The 19,870-nt window shown below is 70.8% G+C and carries 20 protein-coding genes; 6 read left to right on the top strand and 14 right to left on the bottom strand.

What is annotated here, in order from left to right; all coding sequences use genetic code 11:
* Positions 1–12: 12 nt before the first annotated feature.
* The 3 genes from FB559_RS08695 to FB559_RS08685 form a co-directional block, all read right to left on the bottom strand.
* Positions 13–1,404: an MFS transporter gene (locus tag FB559_RS08695; RefSeq protein WP_141955121.1), complete on the bottom strand. Its 1,392-nt coding sequence runs from the start codon at positions 1,402–1,404 to the stop codon at positions 13–15.
* A gap of 271 nt (positions 1,405–1,675) precedes the next feature.
* Positions 1,676–2,026 (bottom strand): transcriptional regulator, encoded by a 351-nt coding sequence (locus tag FB559_RS08690; protein ID WP_141955120.1) that lies wholly within the window; start codon positions 2,024–2,026, stop codon positions 1,676–1,678.
* Complete coding sequence (locus FB559_RS08685) at positions 2,023–2,733, bottom strand: cytochrome d ubiquinol oxidase subunit II (protein ID WP_141955119.1); 711 nt, start codon at positions 2,731–2,733, stop codon at positions 2,023–2,025. Before FB559_RS08685 ends, FB559_RS08690 begins: the two co-directional genes overlap by 4 nt.
* Positions 2,734–2,885: 152 nt before the next feature.
* Between FB559_RS08685 and FB559_RS08680 the strand changes: the two genes are divergently transcribed.
* Positions 2,886–3,776, top strand: coding sequence for a class I SAM-dependent methyltransferase (locus tag FB559_RS08680; protein WP_141955118.1), 891 nt, complete (start codon positions 2,886–2,888; stop codon positions 3,774–3,776).
* 34 nt (positions 3,777–3,810) lie between these two features.
* Here FB559_RS08680 and FB559_RS08675 read toward each other — a convergent pair whose 3' ends face one another.
* The 4 genes from FB559_RS08675 to FB559_RS08660 all read right to left on the bottom strand — a co-directional run bounded on the left by FB559_RS08675 (position 3,811) and on the right by FB559_RS08660 (position 7,924).
* Entirely contained in the window at positions 3,811–4,578 is a 768-nt protein-coding gene (locus tag FB559_RS08675) for a resuscitation-promoting factor (RefSeq protein WP_185792101.1), read from the bottom strand.
* A gap of 190 nt (positions 4,579–4,768) precedes the next feature.
* The gene (locus FB559_RS08670; protein ID WP_141955117.1) at positions 4,769–5,908 is read right to left on the bottom strand and encodes a sulfotransferase family protein; all 1,140 of its coding nucleotides are present in this window, start codon (positions 5,906–5,908) and stop codon (positions 4,769–4,771) included.
* Positions 5,909–5,972: 64 nt separating this feature from the next.
* Complete coding sequence (locus tag FB559_RS08665; protein ID WP_141955116.1) at positions 5,973–6,749, bottom strand: SDR family oxidoreductase; 777 nt, start codon at positions 6,747–6,749, stop codon at positions 5,973–5,975.
* Positions 6,749–7,924 (bottom strand): hypothetical protein, encoded by a 1,176-nt coding sequence (locus tag FB559_RS08660; protein ID WP_141955115.1) that lies wholly within the window; start codon positions 7,922–7,924, stop codon positions 6,749–6,751. Before FB559_RS08660 ends, FB559_RS08665 begins: the two co-directional genes overlap by 1 nt.
* A gap of 87 nt (positions 7,925–8,011) precedes the next feature.
* On the opposite strand from FB559_RS08660, the gene FB559_RS08655 reads away from it, so the two are divergent.
* Positions 8,012–8,935 carry an IclR family transcriptional regulator gene (locus tag FB559_RS08655; RefSeq protein ID WP_141955114.1) on the top strand — a complete coding sequence of 308 codons (924 nt, stop codon included), beginning with the start codon at positions 8,012–8,014 and terminating at the stop codon, positions 8,933–8,935.
* Here FB559_RS08655 and FB559_RS08650 read toward each other — a convergent pair.
* Both FB559_RS08650 and FB559_RS08645 read right to left on the bottom strand, forming a co-directional pair.
* Positions 8,898–9,380, bottom strand: a complete 483-nt coding sequence (locus FB559_RS08650) for a nuclear transport factor 2 family protein (RefSeq protein ID WP_141955113.1) — start codon at positions 9,378–9,380, stop codon at positions 8,898–8,900. The two genes, FB559_RS08655 and FB559_RS08650, sit on opposite strands and share 38 nt — an antisense overlap.
* Positions 9,381–9,456: 76 nt before the next feature.
* The gene (locus tag FB559_RS08645; protein WP_141955112.1) at positions 9,457–9,876 is read right to left on the bottom strand and encodes a hypothetical protein; all 420 of its coding nucleotides are present in this window, start codon (positions 9,874–9,876) and stop codon (positions 9,457–9,459) included.
* A 103-nt stretch (positions 9,877–9,979) separates the two neighbouring features.
* Here FB559_RS08645 and FB559_RS08640 point away from each other — a divergent pair, with 103 nt between their 5' ends.
* A complete protein-coding gene (locus FB559_RS08640) occupies positions 9,980–10,804 on the top strand; it encodes a helix-turn-helix domain-containing protein (RefSeq protein WP_141955111.1) in 825 nt (274 codons plus the stop codon).
* 97 nt (positions 10,805–10,901) lie between these two features.
* Positions 10,902–11,333 (top strand): VOC family protein, encoded by a 432-nt coding sequence (locus FB559_RS08635; protein ID WP_141955110.1) that lies wholly within the window; start codon positions 10,902–10,904, stop codon positions 11,331–11,333.
* A 27-nt stretch (positions 11,334–11,360) separates the two neighbouring features.
* Here the strand turns inward: FB559_RS08635 and FB559_RS08630 are convergent, their stop codons facing one another.
* Together FB559_RS08630 and FB559_RS08625 are read right to left on the bottom strand one after the other, a co-directional pair.
* Entirely contained in the window at positions 11,361–12,599 is a 1,239-nt protein-coding gene (locus FB559_RS08630) for an acyl-CoA dehydrogenase family protein (protein WP_141955109.1), read from the bottom strand.
* Between the two features lie 178 nt (positions 12,600–12,777).
* Positions 12,778–14,361 (bottom strand): alpha/beta hydrolase, encoded by a 1,584-nt coding sequence (locus FB559_RS08625; RefSeq protein WP_185792100.1) that lies wholly within the window; start codon positions 14,359–14,361, stop codon positions 12,778–12,780.
* Positions 14,362–14,590: 229 nt separating this feature from the next.
* Between FB559_RS08625 and FB559_RS08620 the strand changes: the two genes are divergently transcribed.
* A complete protein-coding gene (locus FB559_RS08620) occupies positions 14,591–15,775 on the top strand; it encodes an epoxide hydrolase family protein (protein ID WP_141955107.1) in 1,185 nt (394 codons plus the stop codon).
* Here the strand turns inward: FB559_RS08620 and FB559_RS08615 are convergent.
* Together FB559_RS08615 and FB559_RS08610 are read right to left on the bottom strand one after the other, a co-directional pair.
* Positions 15,772–16,557: a DUF4097 family beta strand repeat-containing protein gene (locus FB559_RS08615; RefSeq protein WP_141955106.1), complete on the bottom strand. Its 786-nt coding sequence runs from the start codon at positions 16,555–16,557 to the stop codon at positions 15,772–15,774. The genes FB559_RS08620 and FB559_RS08615 overlap by 4 nt on opposite strands.
* Before the next feature lie 114 nt (positions 16,558–16,671).
* Positions 16,672–18,765 (bottom strand): S8 family serine peptidase, encoded by a 2,094-nt coding sequence (locus FB559_RS08610; protein ID WP_141955105.1) that lies wholly within the window; start codon positions 18,763–18,765, stop codon positions 16,672–16,674.
* 309 nt (positions 18,766–19,074) lie between these two features.
* Between FB559_RS08610 and FB559_RS08605 the strand changes: the two genes are divergently transcribed.
* On the top strand, positions 19,075–19,317 hold the full coding sequence (locus tag FB559_RS08605) for an SHOCT domain-containing protein (RefSeq protein WP_221639928.1): 243 nt from the start codon (positions 19,075–19,077) through the stop codon (positions 19,315–19,317).
* Positions 19,318–19,320: 3 nt separating this feature from the next.
* On the opposite strand, the gene FB559_RS08600 is transcribed toward FB559_RS08605, so the two are convergent.
* A complete protein-coding gene (locus FB559_RS08600) occupies positions 19,321–19,857 on the bottom strand; it encodes a MarR family winged helix-turn-helix transcriptional regulator (protein WP_246121451.1) in 537 nt (178 codons plus the stop codon).
* Between the last annotated feature and the right edge of the window lie 13 nt (positions 19,858–19,870).

Below are 19,870 nucleotides of genomic sequence, written 5' to 3'. Positions count from 1 at the left end.
TGGGCACCGCGATCAGCTTTGTGTGGAGGGGCGGGGCCGTCCCGTTGGCTCGGGCCGCACGGTCTCGGATGTGAGGTCGTACCGCGTGGTCGCCACGATCGAGAGGGCGATGACCACGGCCGCGATCATCGGAGCGCCCCATTGCACGGTGTTCAGCGCGCGCTGCGACTGCGCCACCGGGTGGTCCAGGTCGGAGGACACGAATCCGGCCGCCGTCAGCAGACCGGACAGGACGAGCGCGCCGAACGCGAACACCACCGTCTCGGCCGCGGTCCACACGCCGGTGAACACTCCCGCGCGGCGCTCACCCGACGCCTCCGCGTCGGCGATGATCGTGTCCGCCAGCATGGAGTACTGGAGCAGCTGGAGCCCCGCGTACCCGACGCCGATGACCAGGACGCACCCATAGGCGTACGCCGAGCCCAGGGACGGGGTCGCGACGAGGCCGGCCGACCCGACCATGAACAGCAGTGACGCGATGATCATCGCGCCGCGCTTGTCGATCCGGCGCGAGAGGCGGATCCACAGCGGCATGGTGACCAGGATGGGGCCGACCAGGCAGACGAACAGCGGCGTCACGGCGTGCGGGTCGCCGAGCGTGTACGTCGCGAAGTACGGCGCGCCCGCGAGCATCACGCCGGCCGCGAGCATCTGCGCGCAGCTGAGGGCAAGGAGCCAGCCGAACCTGCGGTTCGTGCGGAGCACCGCCAGCTGGGCGCGCAGTGTCGGCTCGGCGCGCTGACGCTCGGTCATCGGGGCTCGCCTGGTGCCGAAGAAGCTCGCGAGCATCGCTGCCAGCAGGATGGCCGCCATGGCCAGCCCCATCACCCGGTAACCCGCCACACCGTCGGCGGCGTTGTCGGCGATCGCCGGTGCGACCGAGCCGGAGATGAGGATCGCCACGCCGGCGAACACCATCCGCCAGCTCAGCAGGCTGGACTGCTCGTGGTAGTCGTTGGTCATCTCCGCCGGCATGGCCTTGTACGGGACCTCGAACAGGGCGTAGGCCGTCGAGGCGAGCAGGAACGCGGCGCCGACGAAGAGCCCGGCCGGCGCACCGGTCAGCGGTGGTCCGATGAAGATGAGCGCGAAGCACACCGGCAGGGTGAGGGCGCCGGCCAGCAGCCACGGCCGCCGCGGCCCGCGCTCAGAGCGAGTCGCGTCGGAGAGCCGGCCCACGACCGGATTGACCACCAGGTCCCAGACCTTGGGCACGAAGACGACGGGCCCGGCGATCGCCGAGCTGACGTCGAGCACATTGGTCAGGTAGAAGAGCAACAGCAGGCCCGGCACGGTGCTGAACGTGCCGGTACAGAACGATCCAAGCCCGTAGCCGATCCGCACCTGCCTCGACACCGCGCCCACCGATGGGACCGGCGCGAGGGGGACGCGGCCGTCTGCCATACCGCAGTATCACACGCGTGATCGTCGCCGTCTCCCCTGTATTCGGCGACCCCCCCGGCGGTATGTTGCGCGCCGCCTTCTTCCGCGAACGTTCGCCGGTATCTGGGGCGGTCCGGGTCACTGGCCCGTCCACCGACACGCAGCGGATGGTGGTCCGCTGCACCGGATGCCAGCCCGCGGGCCGGCGTAACGGCCCTCCACCTCGCCCGCGCGGAGGACAGGGGGTCCGATCGGCGGGCGGGATGGGTGGCCGTCAGTGGTGGTACGGGCATCACCCCGGGTGCGGTGCTTCTTCGGGGGGAGTGGCAGGGCGGGCGGCCGTGGTCTCGACCCGGCGGATGAGCCGTTTCAGCTGGGCGATCTCGTCGTCCAGGGCCTTCCTGCCGTCCGCGGTCAGGTGGATCCACGTACGGCCGCGCTTGCCCGCGTACCCCTTCTCGATTTCCACCAGGCCCGCCTTCTCGAGCACGGTCAGATGCTGTGAGAGGTTGCCCGCGGTCAGGTCCAACGTGGCCCGCAGGAATCCGAACTCCACGCGCACGGCCTCTTGGGCGATGGTCAGGATGCCCAGCCGTACACGCTGGTGAACGACGTCGTCGAGCCCGTTCGCCGGATGGGTCATGCCCGGCGCCGTTCGGCCAGGCCGAAGCCCGCGCCGCCGAGGAGCAGCACACCACCGGCGAACAGGAGGCTCGGAAGGAAGCCCCAGGTCACCGGCAGGCCCCACGCGGGACCGGTTCTGATGCCGTACGCCAGGAGTGCGACCGCCAGATAGCCGACGGCGAAGGCCAGTACGGCCCAGCTGCGTTCCACCCGGGCCAGCACGAACAGGGCGAGGCTGATGGCCACCAGCGGTATCAGGCCGATGGCGACCGGACCCGCCGGAGAGAGGCCGCCCAGCTTGAGCTGCGGAGTCCACGCGGACGCGACGCCGAACACCAGCCCGGCGGCGATCCCCGAACCGACGTAGGGCAGGACGCGGGAGCCGACTCCGCGACTCCGGGCCCGGGACACGTAGAAGGCGGCGATCGCCGCGTAGGCCAGGACGAGGGCGAGGATCCAGTAGACGCCGGAGGGCCAGCCGACGACCTGGATGCAGGCGCCCCTGTCGATGATCTCCACGCCTCCGCGTGCGCCCAGGACCGGATCGCACGTGACGGTGTGCCGTCCCAAGCGGTAGAAGGGTGCCGCCGCGACGACCACCAGGCCGAGCAGCGCGAGCGGGAACCAGGTGCCGCGCTGCGCCTGGCGCACGCGCCTGGTGAGCTGGTCGGTGGCCGCGAGCACCTGTTGAGCCATGTCCGCGGAGGGGATCGATTCGTCTGTCATGGCGAGTAGGTTTCCATAACAAACCAGTCTTGGCAAAAAACTGGTTTGACAATCCGCTGACCTGCCGTGCTCCGAAGGCCTCCGGGCCGAGATGCGCCTCACCTGGTGACCGCCACGGGTAGCATCCACGAGCACGCAACGGAGGCGAATGAATGACACGGCTGCCAGGACCCGCCGCACGGCGTTATGGCAAGGTCTTCGACGAGGTCGCGGCTGAGTACGACCGCCACCGCCCGGCGTATCCCGACGAGCTCATCGACCAGGCCTGTCGGGTCGCGGGGATCGGGAGCGGCGATCATGTGCTCGAGGTCGGGTGTGGGACCGGCCAGCTGACGCGCGGCCTGGTCGCCCGGGGTCTGCACGTCACCGCGATCGAACCCGGCAAGAGCCTCATCGCACTGGCCAGGCAGAACCTGGAAGGTGCCGGAGAGGTGGAGTTCGTGAACGCGCGGTTCGAGGATGCCGTGCTTCCCCGCGAGCATTTTCAGGCAGTGTTCTCCGCGTCGGCGTTTCACTGGATCGACCCGGAGATCAGTTGGCAGAAGGCCGCCGACGTCCTCGCTCCCGGTGGAACGCTCGCCCTCGTGCAGTACTGCGGAATCGAGGAGCCGCGCAGCAGGGGAGATCAGGAGGCATCGCTCGCCGCCATAAGAAAGGTCGCCCCGGACATCGCCGCCAATTGGCCGGCCTACCGGGATCTCGACGCCACGCTCGCCGGGATGGAGCAGCGCCGTGGCAACGTCTCAGAGGTATGGGCGTGGCTCGGCAGCTACGACATAGCGCAGGACCATGCGGGGCGCCTGTTCGACGACGCTCAGGCGGCGGTCATGCCAAAGCTCCTCGAGCACACTCCTGACGAGGTCAATGCTCTCCTTCGTACGCTGTCGTTCTACGCCCGGCTTTCCGAGGCCCAACGCCGAGCGCTCGCGCGGGAGAACGAGGCCATCTACGAACGACTCGGGCGCCCGATCCGCGCCGGCACGGTCGCGGCTCTCGTCACGGCACGGCGCAGCACCGAACAACGCTCGTCCGGCTCACGCTGAAGAGTGCCGGTGGGGCGATCCAGGAAACAGAGCCTCAGAGGTAGCGGCCGCAGTTCGGCCACTGGCCCTGCCAGTTGCCGTTCACCCTGTTGTACAGAAGCTGGGCGCGGTACGTCTGCTCCGCCGCCGAGGCGTCGCTCGGGAGACCGGACCCGCCGACCGTCGCCCACGACTGCCGGTTGAACTGGTACAGCCCGTAGTAGCCCGCGGGGTTGACCGCGTGGGGGTTGCCGCCGGACTCGCACTTCGCCACCGCGCTCCAGTTGAGTCGAGCGGCAGCGCCGGCGCCTGTCGGCTGCGGTCCGATCGCGAGGATCCGCGACACCGGCTTGCGCTTGATCTTCTGCGCGATGATGGCCTTGACCTTCTTGCCGTGCCGCCGGACGTAGGCGATCTGCACCTGCCGGAGGCCGGAGCGGCCGCTCCGCGTCACCTTCTGGCTCCAGGCGGCGACCTTTGTGCTCTTCTTCCGCACGATGGGCGGCGGAATCTTCAGGACCTTGGTCACCGGGTCGGACAGCAGCCGGAGGACCTTGATGGTCGTGGTGGGGGCGGCCTCGGCGGGCGGGGTCACCAGGTCGTGCGGGCCGAGCTGGAGACCCACCTGAGTGAGGACCTCACGTACGGTGCCGGCCGTGGTCATGGTCTCGGTGCGCTTCTTGTGATCGACCATCACGACGACCTTGTGCGGCGTGGGCGTCGCTCGCGGCGCGTCCGCGGCCTTCGTATCCTCCGCCTTCGACGTTCCGCACCCCGACGCGGTGGCGGTGACCGCAAGCAGGGCGAAACTCGTGATGACCACGGATAGGCGCACGTATCCTCCGGCTTATCGGCAGCCCCCCGCGTACCGGCAAGAACTTTAGCGGGGCAAAGGCGCTCATCGTAGCGAACGCGAAACTTCCCTCTATAACGGCTTAGCCCAGAATCCGTGCCGTCAAGGCGGGCAGGAGGCGGAATTGAGGCGGTTCGAACCGCGGCCTGGCCGGGCGAAATCACGAGGCGAAGTGCTCGTCGATCTCCTCGGGCGTCAAGCCGAAATCGGACAGCGTGTAGCGATGCGCCGGTCGGCCCGCGCCCGCGTGGCTCTCGGTGTGCAGGCGTGCCATGGCCGTACGTGCCGTGTCGCTGAGCGGCAGGGCGAAATGGGCATAGGCCGCCTCGACTGTACCGAGGGGGTCGCGTACGAAGTCGTCGTAGTCCACGTCGAGGAACTGCGCCGGGTCGTGCTTGGCGCGTTCGGCGCGAAAGAGGTCGAGGCCGCGGCTCCACAGCTCCAGCTGGTCACGCCCGATCACCGCGCCGGTGAACTCGTCCGACCAGCCCGCGGACGCGTGGGCGGCGAGGCTGCACATCGAGGCCATCGCGGTCCGCGGGGAGCGGTGGGTCTGGATGACCAGCGCGTCCGGGTAGACGGCCATCAGCGCGTCGAGGGCGAACAGGTGGCTCGGGTTCTTCAGCACCCAGCGCCGAGAGGCGTCGGGGAGGCCGATCAGCTGCAGGTTGCGCCGGTATCGCCGGTACGCCGGCGTCCAGTCCTGCGTGGACAGCCAGGTGGAGTACGTCGGCAGGTGCGCGAGGCACTCGAAGGAGATCGACCGCATCGACTGGCGCAGCAGTTGCCAGCACTCCTCGACCATGTCGGCCGACATGTAGTGCACGCCCATGAACTCCGGGTGTTCGACGTGGTGGCGTTCGTAGCCGGACTGGATCGCCTGGAACATCGGGTTCTCCGCCCAGCTGGAGCGCGGTGGCCGGGGCTGTGGCGCCTCGGCCAGCCAGACCTCCAGGCCCTGGTTGGCCGGGTCGGCCGTCAGCAGACGGTGCAGCGCGGTCGTTCCCGTACGGGGCAGGCCGGTGACGAAGATCGGTCGTTCGATGCGTACGTCGGCGTAGGAGGGATTCCGCCTCCACGCGTCCTCCGACAGCAGCCGCGCGACGAGGGCGCCGCGCAGGAGTGCGCGTGTCGCCTTGTTGCCCAGCGGGGTGAGCGCGGCCTCTCCGGCATAGGACTCCAGGAGCACGGACAGGCCGTCGAGATACGGGTCGTCGCCGAAGCCGGTCAGACCGGTGATCTTGCTGGCCGAGGCGTGCAGGTCCTCGACCGTGCCGACGTTGTCGCGTCCAGTGGCCATCGGGGTCGGTCCTCCGGGGTCGATGCGGCGCGCTGCCCTGTGGTGCCTGTTCAGTGGTGCCGGTTCAGTGGTGCCACTCGCCGCCGTTGACGTCGAGGCACTGTCCGGTGACCGCCCGCGCGAGAGGGGAGAGCATGAACACCACTGCGTCGGCGACCTCGTCGGGTTCGGGGAGCTTGCGCAGATCGAGAGTGACGGCGTTCTCGTCGTAGACCTCCTGCGCCGAGACGCCGCGTTTCTTCGCGAGATAGTCGAAGTACCACTTCAGGTTGTCCGCCCAGATGTATCCGGGCGCGACCGTGTTGACCCGTACGCCCTGCGGACCGAGCTCGGTCGACAGGCTCTGCGCGAGGGCGAGCAGGGCGGCCTTGGACATCTTGTACGCGCCGAAGGTGCGCCGTGAGTGCCGCAGCACGGCCGAATTGATCATGACGATCGAGCCACTCTGCTCGACGAGCGCCGGAGTGAAGAGCCGGGTGAGGTGCAGCGCCGCGAGCACGTTGGTCTCGAAGGCGGCGCGTACGGCCTCCAGGTCGACCGTGGCGAGGTCGGTCAGCGGCGGGATCGCGAAGGCGTTGTGGACCAGGCCGTCGACCCGGCCGAAGGACTCCAGCGCGGTGTCGACCATCCGCTGGCAGGCCGCGTCGTCGGTGATGTCGGCCTCCACCGGCACCGCGCGGCGGCCGAGCTGGGCGACCTCCTTGGCCACCTCGGCCAGCCGCAGGGCGTTGCGCGCGGCCAGCACGACGTCGGCGCCGGCCCTGGCGCACTGTAATGCCAGGCCACGGCCCAGGCCCGGCCCGACTCCGGAGATGACGACGACCTGGTTCTCGAGCAGCATCAGCCCAGCATCCTTCGGGCGACGGCGGTCTGGCGCGCGGCGATCCGGGCGGCCCACTCCTGCGGGCTCACCCGCTGCCGTTCGTAGTAGGGGAGCCGCGGCAGCTCGTCGGACGCCATCACTTCCACCGTGGGACCGTCGTCCGGTTTCAGCTCGCGCGTGAGCCGCTGCCAGCGGAACTGGAGGTAGCCGCGGCGATGGCCGGTGCGCTCGATCCAGTTGGCCAGCCCGGGATCGCGCTCGCCGACGACGAGGCGGATCTTCCCGTCTGGGTCCACGCGCGCCTGGTCGGCGTTGAGGCTCGTCTGGTGGTTGATGTAGTCCAGCGAGATGTACCACATGCTCCCGAGCTGGAAGCCCTGGTACGGCGCGACCTCCCGCGCGGCCGCCGGAACCGTGATCACCATGACCTGGTCGTCGTCGAGGTCGTAGTGGCCGACCGAGGAGTACTGCGTCGCCAGCCCGCCGGGGGTGGGCCGCGGCTCGGTCATCGTGTTGACCGGCAGCTTCAGGTAGTGCCACTCGGGGAAGGCGAGGAACGTCCGCAACCGCGAGAGCAGCATCCGGCCGGCCACGTCGTACCGCTTGGCCGTCGTCTCCGGCGTCGCCGGCGCAGGAGCGGACCCGAGCGTGTCGGCGCGGTGGATGCGGATCTCGCCGGGCCGCTCGTTCTCCCAGTCGCTGAAGACCTCGCGCGCCAGCAGCATCGCCGAGCCCTGGCCGAGCGTGAAGTGGTTCGGTCCCGCGTCCGGCCGCGCGGGGCCGAAGCGCAGCTCGTACGTCCCGTCCGCGGCGATCTCGATGTCGCGGTCGTCGAACGCCGCCAGGCTGTCGGGAGACCGCGCCGGCGTGTAGTCGCCATTGAGAATCTGGAAGCTCAGGTCGGCCGTGGTGCCACGGCGCCCGGTGACGACGTACTCGGCGTCGTCGCGGATGCTGGCGCTGAAGTAGAGGGTGTCGGGGTTGTCGAGACCGAGCTTGGAGTACGGCCCCGTCGACGCGGCGAAGAACGGGAAGTCGCGGTCGTAGGCCCAGGCCATGTGCAGCGACGCCTTGATGCTGCCGGCGAGGTACTCCAGGCCCTCGGCGAGGTCCTGCTCGGTCTGTACGTGCGGCGCCGTACGGATGATCTGCTCGGCCTCGGCGATCGCCTGGGCGAATGACTGAGTGGCCACCGGGGCTCCCTCTGGGCGGTACAAATATGTACCGAAGTGGTAGCTTGCTTCCGCGACGAGACTAGAACGTGTTCTAAGGAGTGGTCAATGGCCGTGGCCCGGCACTCGCCCCCGACCGAGCGCGTGATCGCCGTCCTGGATCACTTCGTCGCGGCCCGAGGCCGCCGCATCGGGCTGTCGGCCCTGGCCCGCGAGCTCGGCATCAGCAAGCCCACCTGCCTCGGCATCGTCACCGGGCTGACCGCGGCCGGCTATCTGGTGCGCGACCCGCGGACGCTGACGTACGGCCTCGGTCCCGCCCTCGTCGCGGCGGGGCGGGTCGCGCAGCAGAGCTTCGTCGCCGGCGACGTCGCGCGCCGGCACCTGGCGCCGCTGGCCGAGCGGTACGGCTCCACGTGCGTCGCGTCGGGCGTGGTGGGCGAGGAGATCATGCTCCTCGACGCGGTCGGCCCGTCGGGCGCGACGCCGGTCAGGGTGGGCGAGCGCTACCCCTTCGCGCCGCCGTCCGGCCTGATGTACGTGCTGTGGGGGCCCGACGAGGCGTTCGACCGGTGGCTGGCCAAGGAGCCGATGCTGCCGGTGCGGATGGACCGCGAGCATCTGCGCGCCGTCGTCGAGCAGTGCCGCGCGTCGGGGTATCTCGTGGAGAGCCTCACGCCGGCCGGCATGCGGCTGCACACGCTGATGGCCGGTGTCGCCACGTACGAACTGCCGCCGGAGGTACGCGCGCTGGTGGGCGAGATGGTGTCCAGCCTGGGTGAGCGCGTCTACCTCGGCGCCGAGCTCAACCCCAGGAAGAAACACCCGGTCAACCTCATCGCGGCACCGGCGTACGACGCCGACGGCCGGCAGGAGCTGGTGCTGACTCTGTACGTCGGCGGCTCCGTCACCGGCGCCGAGATCGCCAGGCGCGGCACCGCGCTGGTCGCGGCCGCCGACGCCGTCACCGCGGAGCTCGGCGGCGCGGCGCCGGTCAGGGCGCGGCGGGCGTCGCCCAGCGGTTCGCGGTGAACTTCAGGCTGGGCATGTCGTCGAGGGACACCGTGAACTCATACGTCCGCTCGTAGCCCGTGCTGCTGATCCGCCATCGACCGTCGGCGTCGCGCCGGTAGGTGTCCTGGTAAAAGGCGGATCCCCGGATCAGCAGGCGGTAGTCCATGGCGATGACGGTGTCGTCGAAGCACCAGCTGCCCTTGGCCTGGTCGCCGTCGACCTCGATCTCGGGGTGACCGGCGAAGTGCGTCGTGATCACCGCCGGGCCCAGGTTGGCGCGCATGTACTCGACGATGGCGTCGCGCCCCTCAAGGCGCAGCGGATCGCCGAACACCCGCGTGCCGTACACCGCGACGGCGTCCTCGGTCAGGGTGCCGGCGAACTCGTCCCAGAGTTTGAGGTCCACGCAGCGCAGGTAGCGATACTTCGTCTGCCGGATCTCCTCGAGCGCGATCAGGTCCATGGGCCCCAGCATGCTCGCCTCGGCGGCTCTCGACAAGAACGCGTTCTATTTTCGTGGGCACACCGCCCAGGCCGCATCAGCAGTAGGGACCGAGGGCCTTCCTGATGCCGGCCGGTGCCGGACGCATGCCGGGTGCCTCGCACAGGCCGTCCGTGCCGAAGATGACCGCGTGCCACCGGCCGCCCACGAGCCGGGCCACCGCGCGAGCCGGGTCCGCGACCACCGTGGTCACCTCCACGGTCGTGGTCGCCCAGCCGCCGTCGCACACGATGCGCCTCGTCACCTTGTAGTGCGGCCAGCCCCGGGCGTCCATCGCCTTGATGAACTCACGGGCGGACGGGCAGGCCGGCGACCGCGACGGGGTGGCGACGGGCGAGCCGGACGATGCTGACGTGGACGGGGTTCCGGCGGTGCGGGGCGGGTCCGCGTCGGACCGGCAAGCCGCCGTCCCGACGGAACCGGCGAGCACCGCGAGGCAGAGCAATGGCCGTAACACCGCACCCCCTGCATGAGTCGTACCTTCCACGCATTTCGCGTCGACCGTACGCCATCCGTGAGCCCCAGGGTGGGGTGGACGACCGGCCCGTAGCATCGGGGTCGTGCGTGTCGGCCCACGGCGTGGCGAGAGCGCCGGCGGACTCCGTGAATGGGCCGACGGCGTTCCCGGTCCGGCCGTCCGCGGCCGGGTCCGTGCCTACACCGGTTACCGGGAGGAGTCGCCCACCCCGGCCGACCGGTGGGAGGCCCCGGCGGGTGAGCTCATCCTGATCGTCGGCTTCGGAGCCGAGTCCCGCGCGCAACCCGAAGCCGGGGTCGGTGAGCCGCAGGCGTACACCTCGTTCTTCGCCGGGATGAACGACCGGCCGACGCGGATCGCGCACGACGGTCACCAGTTCGGCATGCAGATCCGGCTCGACCCGCTCGGTGCGTACGCGCTGTTCGGTCCGCCCATGCACGAGCTGGCCAACCGGACGGTCGAGCTGTCCGACCTGCTGGGCGCCGACGCCGAACGCTGGGCGGGGCGCCTCTCGGAGGCTCCAGGGTGGGGTGAGCGCTTCGCCCTGCTCGATCGCCTGCTCGCCGCCAGGATGGCGGCCGGCCCGGTGCCCTCGCCCGAGGTCGCCTGGGCGTGGCGGACGATGCGCCGTGCCGGCGGAGCGGTACGGGTCGCCGACCTGGTCACCGGCGCCGGGTGTACTCACCGGCACCTGCTGGCCCGGTTCCGCGACCAGGTCGGGACGGCGCCGAAGACGGCGGCACGCGTCTTGCGCTTCGAGCGCGCCGCGCGGCTGCTGGCCCGCGGGGAGCCGGCCCCGGCGCAGGTCGCGGCCGTGTGCGGTTATGCCGATCAGTCGCACCTGACGCGGGACTTCGCCCGCTTCGCGGCCACGACGCCGGCCGCGGTGCGGCGCGCGGCGCCCTGAGCGGCCGAGGCGGGCCGGTCAACTTTCTTCAAGACCCTGCCCGGTACCCGGATCTACGGTTTCGCCAAGACCCGATCAGGCCGGAGGGAGCCACCCCATGTACGACCCCGAACGCGGCTATCCGGCAGTGGTGCCGTGCGTGCTCTACGACGACCTGACGGCCGTCAGCGGCTGGCTGACGGAGGTCCTCGGCTTTCGCGAGGTGGTCCGTGCGGCCCTGCCGGACGGCTGGGTGGGGCACATCGAGGTCGAGCGGGACGGCTTCATCATCCTGCTGGGCCGACGCGGCGGTCCGCTCGGTGACACCTCGAGCCTGACCCAGGTCTACGTCGACGACGTCGCCGCGGCGTGCGAGCGCGCGACGAGCGCCGGAGGTTCGATTCTCGACGAGCCGGCCGGCCGGCCCTGGGGTGTCCTTCAGGCGGTCGTCGCCGATCCCCAGGGCCAGCGGTGGGTGCTCACCCGGCACGTACGCGATACCGACCCGGCCGACTGGTACGGCCGGACTCTGGGACCGGTGCCCGGCTGAGGCGGCCTCGCCGATCGCGAACGCCGGTCAGCCGTCGGCGAGATGCATCATGCCGAGCAGCCGGTGCACCGGGTCGCGGAAGCCGGTGTTGCGATGGACGGCGATCATCGACATGTCGCGGTAGATCCGCTCCATCCGGGCGCCTTTCACCATCGCCCTCGCGCCGGCGCTGCGGAAGATGTTGCGTTCGGCGCTCTCCCATGCCTGGACGATGACCTCGCGGGCGATGGCCCCGATGTGCTGGTCGTCCTCGAAGGTGTACCGGCCGCCACCCGACGCGGCGTTCTCGCACAGCTCCCGGTGCATCCGCGCGCACTGCAGCAGCGCCGCCTCCGCCGTCGCCAGCTGGACCTTCGCGGTGCCGAGCCAGCGCAGGTAGTCGGGGTCGGTGCTCCGTGGCACGAGCGGCGGCAGGGACGTGGGCCGGGTGCGCGTCAGCTGCTCGTACTCGTCCAGCGCGTTGTAGCCCGCGCCGACCGTGATCGCGGCGAGGGTCATGGAGAAGACCCCGGCGTTCCGGCCCGCGTACAACGGGTTTCCGTGCAGGCGCAGGCCCGGGGTCCCGGCGCTGACGTCGATGTCGATCATGTTGGTGCGTTCGAGGACACGGTGGTCGGGCACATGTGTGTCGTTGAGGACGATGCTGTGCGACCCGCTGCCGCGCAGGCCCAGCTGGTCGCCCCAGTCGTCGAGCATGGTCCAGCCGTCGCGTGGGATGAGGAACAGCAGCATCTCGGTGTCCGCGTCCTCCGGAGCGACTCCCTCGGGGATCGCCTGGCCGAGGAAGTGTGTCGAGTACGGGATCCCGGAGCAGTAGCCGACCTTGCCCTCGAGCCGCCAGCCGCCCTCCTCGCGCCTGGCGATGACGCTAGGCGCGGCGACCGAGGCCGCCCGGAACTCCTGCCCGCTGCCGAAGACCTCGGCCTGCGCACGCTCGCTGAAGGACGTGGCGACCTGCAGGGCGTGCGCCGCGGCGAGGCCGTAACACCAGGCGCTGGACACGCAGCCCCGGGCCAGTTCGATCAGTACGCGGACGAACGTCGAAACGTCGGACTCACAGCCGCCGTACAGCCGGGGGACGTAGATCCGATAGAGGCCTGCCGTCTCTAATGCCTGATGGATCTCCGGCGAGTAGTAGGTGCGTTCCTCGGTGTCGGCCTGCGACTCGACCAGCAGGGGGCGCAACTCCCGAGCACGTCGGACCAGGTCGTCCGGGGTCAGGTCGGGCTGTGGCGGAATGACGTCGGCGTCGTTCGTGACGGCCACGGGTGATCCTCCTAGGGGGCACGCGGGGGGTTACGCGGGCACCCCAGTCTCTGTGTGGCGGTACGGCCCTGTCTCCGGGGCTACACCAAGTTGTTACAAATCGTCCCCTCTTCTCCTGACGCGTGCTGTCAAGCCGTTCGGCATTCCACCGGCGCATTCCTGAAAGGCTTCGTAAGTGTCAGGAGAACGGAATCGTGTCCTGCTCACAGACGGTTCCGGGCGGCGGGAGGGCGCCGGTCAGCAGGTAGCGGTCCTCGTAGTCGCCGGCGCAGGCACTGGGGTTGGAGAGTTCGGTATGGCCGTACCCGTGCACGGTCAGCAGGCGTGCGCGGGCCAGGGCCCGGGACATGGCGACCGAGTTCGCGTACGAGGTGGCGGGGTCGCCGGTGATGCCGACCAGGAGGATGGGGCCCGCGGTGCGGCGGTTCCACGGACCGGTGTAGCCGTCCCGGCCGGTCGGCCATTTCGCGCACGCCTCCGAGGGCCAGACCCACGACAGGCCGATGAGGCCGGATCGGGCGGAGGCCAGCCGGGCGGCGGCGGTGTACGCGCGCGGGTCGCGCGGGTTCGCGCTGTCGGAGCACAGCACCGCGAGGGTCTGTTCCTGGCCGGCGTACGGGGCCTGCGGCGCGGCGAGCGAGGACGGGGCCTGCGGCGCGGTCAGCGAGGACCGGGCCGGGGCGGTGACGGGGTGGCCGGTCGCCGAGGCGGTCCACAGTTGCTGTAGCTGGTCGGTTCCGGCCTTCCAAGCGCCGACGTCGGCCAGCGGCAGGCTGAAGACGGCGCAGAGGTCGTCGCAGGACAGTGTGTCCGGCGGGGTGCCGATCGGGACCGGATGCGCGCGCAGACGGCTCAGCAACGTCTCGAACTTGGCGTGCGTCGCGGCCGGGGTCCCGGCGGAGAACGCGCACGCCGTGGTGGACGCCTTACCGCACAGGTCCAGGAGGGCGTCGAGGGTGGCCGCGGACGCCTTGTCGGCGCCCATGCGCAGGAAGGCGGGCAGCCGACCGTCGCCGTGGGTCCAGGCGACCGGGTCCAGGTTGCCGTCCAGGATCATGCGCCCGACCCTGCCGGGGAACAGGTTGGCGTACGTGGCGCCGAGGCCGGTGCCATAGGACAACCCCACGTAGTTCATGACGGGGTCGCCGGTGGCCTGGCGGAGCAGGTCCATGTCGCGCGCCACGTCCGCCGTGCTGTCGTGGCGGAGCAGAGCGCCGCCCCGGCTCGCGCACCGTGCGTCGAACCGTGCCCAGGTACGGTCCCAGTCCGCGATCTGCGGCCCGGTGTCGGGAACCGCGGGCAGACCGGACAGGAATTTGCTCTCGGCGTCCATGGTCGGGAAACAGCGGATCGCCGTGCTGGAGCCGAAACCGCGCGGGTCGAACCCGACGATGTCGTACCGCGCCCGCCACGCGGCGGGGATCCTCCCGTACTCCGCGCGAAGGGGGAGGAGTTGTTCACTGGGACCGCCGCCGTTGACGAACAGTGAGCCGATCCGGTGCGCGGTGTCGGTCGCCGGATGCCGCATCACGGCGATGTCGATCATCGCGCCGTGCGGGCGCCGGTGGTCGAGCGGCACCTGGGCCGTCGCGCACTGAAAGCCGTCGTCGCAGGAAATCCAGTGCAGCGCCGGAACCGGCGACGCGACCGAGGCGACCGAGGCGGTCAGGGGCAGGAAGGCGGCACACAGCCCGGACATGACGGCGACGACCCGCCGGGGGAGGGCGGCACCGGACCGTGCTCTTCGGAAGAAAGGTGACATGGCCCCCAGAATGGGGACTCCGAATCCGGCCGGCACCGGCCGAAAGTACGGTCCGGGCGCCACGGTTCGTACTTTCAGCCAAAGAAACGGCTCAGTGCGGCAGACCGGAGACGCGTACGTCGTGGCGCGGACGGTCACGGTGGGCGATCGCGATCGCGATCGGGGCCGCGGCGCCTCGGTGCCCTGACCGGCGGCCACCTGCGGCTCCACCGCCATAACATGCGTCACCATGACCGATGAAAGCGTCCGTCCGTTCCGGATCGACATCGCGCAGGATCAGCTGGACGATCTGAACGAGCGGCTCGACCGCGTGCGGTGGCCGGACGAGCTGCCCGGTGTGGGGTGGGAGTACGGGATCCCGCTCGGCTACCTGCGCGAGCTCGTCGACTACTGGCGGCATCGGTACGACTGGCGCGCGGCCGAGGCGCGGCTCAACGCGTGGCCGCAGTTCACGACCACCATCGACGGGGCGAACATCCACTTCGCCCACCTCCGGTCGCCGGAGCCGGACGCGACTCCACTCGTCATCACGCACGGCTGGCCGGGCTCGATCGCCGAGTTCGCCCAGGTCGCCGGTCCGCTGTCCGACCCACGGGCGCATGGCGGGGACCCGCGCGACGCGTTCCATCTCGTGATCCCGAGCATCCCCGGGTTCGGGTTCTCCGGGCCCACGCGGGAGACCGGGTGGGAGTTCCGCCGGGTCGCCGCGGCGTTCGGGGAGCTGATGCGGCGCCTCGGTTACCGGCGGTACGGCGCGCAGGGGGGTGACTGGGGGGCCGCCATCTCCCGCGAGATCGGCCGTACCCGCACCGACCAGGTGATCGGCGTGCACCTCAACCTCATCCCCGGCGCGGGGGCGACCTCCGAACCGGACGCCGGCGAACTCGCCGCGCTGAGCCCCGCCGAGCGCGAACGCGCCCTCGCCTCCTGGGAGCGCGGCAGGCGCTTCGCCCGCGACCGGCAGGGCTATGCCGACATCCAGTCCACCCGCCCGCAGACCCTCGCCTACGCGCTGACCGACTCCCCGGTCGGGCAGCTTGCCTGGATCGCGGAGAAGTTCAAGGAGTGGACGGACTCGCGCGACCGGCCCGAGGACGCCGTCGACCGCGACCAGCTGCTGACCAACGTGATGCTCTACTGGCTGACCGGGACCGCCGGGTCGTCCGCGCGGATCTACTACGAACGGGCGCACGCGGACTACTGGGGGACGCCGGACGAACCGTCGGCCGCGCCGACCGCCCTGGCCGCCTTCCCGCAGGAGAACTTCATCCCGCTGCGGCACATCGCGGAGCGGACCAACACGATCGTGCGGTGGACGGAGTTCGACCGGGGCGGCCACTTCGCCGCGATGGAGCAACCCGACCTGCTCGTCACCGACGTACGGGCGTTCTTCCGGCAGCTAGGGGGGCTTTAGCCGGGGAAGATGTTGATGCCTCCGGAGTCGGTGCGTACGTAGACACGGGAGGGCGCGTCCGAGGCGGTGGGCACGGTGACGTGCTTACCGCCCGAGTCGGATCCGATGTCGACCCGGTACCGGCCGCCGCGCAGCCCGATACGCACCGAGCCCGAGTCGCTGTTCGCCCGTACGTTCTGCGGCGGAGACGTGAACACCATCCGTATGCCGCCAGAATCGGTGGAGGTCTTCGCCGTGGGCGAGCGGAGTTCGGTGGCCCGGAGCGAGCCGGAGTCGCTGCTGGTCTCCAGCGCACCGCCGACGTCCTGGATCGTGAGCGATCCGGAGTCGGAGTGAGCGGTGACACTGCCGGCGATGTGCCGCACCGTCTGTGAGCCCGAATCGCTGCCCGCGTCGACCGCCGCCACGCCCTCGATGTCGATGCGGCCGCTGTCGGTACCTGCACGTACGCTCACCGCGGCGGGCACGGTCAGGTCGTAGTCGACACGGCACCGGGAGCAGCCCCTGCTGAAGGTCAGCGTGCCGTCGGCCAGCCGCTCCGTGGGGTGCGGCGTGCCGCTCTGGTAGTGCACGACGCGGTGGACCGTCACGCCGTCGCCGCTACCGGCCCGTACGACCACGTGGCCGTCACCCGCGTCAACCTGGAGACGGTTCACCGTTCCGGTGACGTGCGTGTCGGCGGGCGTGGTGCTGTGCCGGTAGTCGGCGAAGTGCACGCCCACGCCGCAGCCCGACGCGGTCAGGGCGATGACGGCGGCGATCGCCACACTGCGGCTGTTCACGGATGACTCCTCAAGGTCGGCTTGAGAAGAACGCTACGGGAGCCTCGACCCCCGTCCCATGTGGCTGGCATGCCGGGTGAAGGTGGGGCTAACCCCAACACACGACCACCGGGGTCAGTCCTCTTTCTTCTCCTCGTCCGGGTCGACGATCGGCATGGCGGCCGTCTCGTCGAACGCGTCCTGCTCGGGGAGGCCGCGGACGTCGTCCAGGTCACCCTTTGCCAGCGACTCCCAGTTGCTCGAGTCCTTCAGCCGGTCGAAGCCGCGGCGGATGCTGTCCCAGCTCTCGTCCGCCAGCGGAGTGCCGATGTCGGAGGAGTCGATGGGGCCGTCGCTCAGCGGGTCGGGCTCCTGGCCGCCCGCGACGCGGTAGTCCTGGCGCGCGGGCGGGTGGTGCCCGTTGGAGCCGTTGCCGTCCGTGGGAGTACGGGCGGGCGGCTCGTACGGCTCCAGCGACGAGAACGGCTCCTCCGGATCGTAGGACTCACGAGCCGGCTCGGCCGGGCGGCCGTCCCAGGCGCCGGGCGCGGACGGCGAGGGTGCGGGGAGCTCCCAGGAGGGGGCGTCGGGGGAGGGATCGTCCCAGGACATGGATTCGGCCGGAGCCTGGTCCCAGGACGGGGTCTCGGCCGGAGCCTGGTCCCAGGAGGGCGGCTCGGCCGGAGGCCGGTCCCGGAACTGCGAGTCGGCCGGGGGGTGCTCCCAGGAGTCCACGGGGGCCGGCGCCTCGGGCCTGGTCTCCCAGGGGGAGTCGGACGGGTCCTGGCCCCACGGCGACACGTCGGCCGGGGGTGGTTCGGAGGCCTCCGGCGGCCTGCGCTCCCACGGTGACAGACCCGAGGGCGACCCTGCCGACGACGGCCGGCGTGGCGCGGCGGCGGCCGGCCGGCGCTCCCATGGCGCCACCTCGGCGGAGTTCGCGGGCACCGGTGGTGAGGAGTCCGGCTCGGGCGTGCCCTCCTCGTCGTCATCGCTGGGGCGCCGCCGCCGCTGCCGCCACCCGAGTATCAGGCTGAGCAGGATCAGCGTGCCGCCACCGCTCAGGACGGCGATGAGCATGAGGTCAGGGCCGTGCTCGGCGGGGGAGGCGGTGGGCCGGGAGCTCGACTGCGGCCGTTCGACGGACGTGCCGCCGTGCTCGGCCTTGTTGATGTGCGCGGCCATCCGCAGGGCGCCGTACGCGTCGACGACCCCCGTGCCGATCTCGTTGCTGCGGCCGTCGGGCGGCCGATGCGTCGCCCCCTCCTCCAGGGCCTGCTTGACCTCCGGCGGAGTGAGGTTCGGGTAGCGGGCCTTGACGAGAGCGCTCATGCCCGCCACGAAGGCGGCGGACGAGCTCGTGCCGGTTCCGAGGATGTACCCGTGACCCGCGGCGTCGGCGCTCACGATCTCGACCCCGGGCGCCGCGACCGAGATGTAGGTGTGCCGGTTGGTGAACTTGGCGGCCTTGAACTCGCGGTCCACGGCGCCGACCGCGATCACTCCGGGATAGGCCGCCGGGTAGTTGCGCCGGTTGGCGCCGTTGCCGTCGTTGCCGGCCGACGCGATGAGCACGGAGCCTTTGCCGATCGCGTACTTGATCGCGGCTTCTTCGGCGCTGTTGCCGTTGTAGAAGAGGTTGCCGCCGCCGAGCGACATGCTGATGACCTGCGCGCCGTGGTCGGCGGCGTACCGGATGCCCTTCGCGACCGCGTCGCGCGCGCGGTCGACCTGGTCGTGGTCGCCCCGTAGCGGGTCGTTCAGCTCCCAGGTCACCCGGATCGAGAGGATCTTGGCGTCGGGCGCGACGCCCATGACGCCCGCGGCGGCGCCCGTCCCGTGTCCGTGGCCCGCGACCAGGCTCGCCATCTCGGTGCCGTGCCGGCCCCAGTACTTGCCGCCGGGCTTGCGCGTGTGGCCGGTGAAGTCGGGGCCGTCGATGACGCGTCCGCTCAGGTCGGCCTGGTGACCGTCGACACCAGTGTCCAGGACGGCCACGGTCACGCCGTTGCCGCGGGAGTACTTCCACGCCCGCGGGATGTGGAGGGCGTCGAGGGTCCACTGCTGGCCGCGGTAGAGGTCGGTCGGCGCCGTACGCGCCGCCGGCTGGGACGGCCGGGCGGGCGAGGCGGACTGGGCGGCGGGGACCGAGAGCACGCCCACCGCGACGCTGACCAGCACTGCCGACGCCACCCGGGGAAGGGCACGGCGTACTTCGGACAAGTGCACCGGATTCCCTCCCGGCTATCGACAGCGAACGTAATTCTGCCACGGCCTGAGGTCAGATGCTTACGCGTTCGAATGTCACCTGCACGGTGATCGGTGAGAATATGGTCGAAATCTCAGTCAATGTGTACGGTGCACGGTGTACGCGTTCCGGGCCTGTGCTCCCGATGGCCGCGCGCGGCGTCATCCGCGCACCCCTTCCCTGGCGGCCATCCGGACTACCGGCCCGGATTCGTCTGCGCCGAAAGGCGTACATGCGGAGCCGCCTCACGTGGGACGCGGACGCGCGACCGTGCCGTCACCATCAACACCATGAACGCGATGACGCTGACCGCGAACGGTCCCTGGCACGACGGCCACTCCACCGCATGGTGGCCGATCTTCCCGATCGGCTTCGGCCTCTTCTGGCTGCTCGTCCTCGGCGGCGGCTACTACCTGCTGTCGAAGCGCACGCGGTCGGGCGGTGGCGCCGAGCGGGTACTCGCCGAACGCTATGCGCGTGGCGAGATCGACGAGGAGGAGTACCGCGAACGGCTGGCCGTGCTGCGCACCTAGGCTCTACGGGGCGCAGTCGTCGGCGCGGGCCGCCTCGATCGAGGTCTCCAGCTCGGCGGCCTCCATGGGGTAGTTCGCCGCCGCCTCCGCGAAGCGCCCGAGCAGCCCGGCGAACATGCTCCGCTCCTCGTCGGTCCAGTCGGCGACGAGCCGGGCGATGAAGCGCCGCCGGAACTCGTCGGTCAGTCTCCTGACCCGTTCCCCGGACTCCGTCAGCCGCAGGTGCGCGCGGCGCGCGTCGACCGGGGACGGGGTACGGGAGACGAACCCCGCGTCGATGGCGTGGCCGACGAGCCGGCTGGCGGTCGAGGGGTCGATGTCGAGGTAGTCCGCGACGGCGCCCACGGTGACCTCGCCCCGTCCTTCGCCCTGGCCCGCGATGGCGTGGATCACCAGCAGGCTGGACAGCTGGATGGGGCGCCCGCCCTGTCCGCACTGTTCGCGCAGGCGCTGCAGCAGATGCGGTTTGGCCCAGAGCCGGCGGAGCTGGAATGCCGCGCGTTCGATCTCCGTCACACTCGCGTCGATGTGCGGACTCACATCGTCACAGTAG

The sequence above is a fragment of the Actinoallomurus bryophytorum genome (assembly GCF_006716425.1).
Classification (GTDB): Bacteria; Actinomycetota; Actinomycetes; order Streptosporangiales; family Streptosporangiaceae; genus Actinoallomurus; species Actinoallomurus bryophytorum.
Note: the sequence above shows the minus strand (reverse complement) of the source record. Positions and strands in the feature narration are given on the sequence as shown.

What these genes read in the sequence shown, in the direction of transcription:
- FB559_RS08695 (WP_141955121.1), bottom strand. Translation starts at nt 1,404, where the DNA reads ATGGCAGACGGCCGCGTCCCCCTCGCGCCGGTCCCATCGGTGGGCGCG.
- FB559_RS08690 (WP_141955120.1), bottom strand. Translation starts at nt 2,026, where the DNA reads ATGACCCATCCGGCGAACGGGCTCGACGACGTCGTTCACCAGCGTGTA.
- FB559_RS08685 (WP_141955119.1), bottom strand. Translation starts at nt 2,733, where the DNA reads ATGACAGACGAATCGATCCCCTCCGCGGACATGGCTCAACAGGTGCTC.
- FB559_RS08680 (WP_141955118.1), top strand. Translation starts at nt 2,886, where the DNA reads ATGACACGGCTGCCAGGACCCGCCGCACGGCGTTATGGCAAGGTCTTC.
- FB559_RS08670 (WP_141955117.1), bottom strand. Translation starts at nt 5,908, where the DNA reads ATGGCCACTGGACGCGACAACGTCGGCACGGTCGAGGACCTGCACGCC.
- FB559_RS08665 (WP_141955116.1), bottom strand. Translation starts at nt 6,749, where the DNA reads ATGCTGCTCGAGAACCAGGTCGTCGTCATCTCCGGAGTCGGGCCGGGC.
- FB559_RS08655 (WP_141955114.1), top strand. Translation starts at nt 8,012, where the DNA reads ATGGCCGTGGCCCGGCACTCGCCCCCGACCGAGCGCGTGATCGCCGTC.
- FB559_RS08650 (WP_141955113.1), bottom strand. Translation starts at nt 9,380, where the DNA reads ATGGACCTGATCGCGCTCGAGGAGATCCGGCAGACGAAGTATCGCTAC.
- FB559_RS08635 (WP_141955110.1), top strand. Translation starts at nt 10,902, where the DNA reads ATGTACGACCCCGAACGCGGCTATCCGGCAGTGGTGCCGTGCGTGCTC.
- FB559_RS08625 (WP_185792100.1), bottom strand. Translation starts at nt 14,361, where the DNA reads ATGTCACCTTTCTTCCGAAGAGCACGGTCCGGTGCCGCCCTCCCCCGG.
- FB559_RS08620 (WP_141955107.1), top strand. Translation starts at nt 14,591, where the DNA reads ATGACCGATGAAAGCGTCCGTCCGTTCCGGATCGACATCGCGCAGGAT.
- FB559_RS08605 (WP_221639928.1), top strand. Translation starts at nt 19,075, where the DNA reads ATGAACGCGATGACGCTGACCGCGAACGGTCCCTGGCACGACGGCCAC.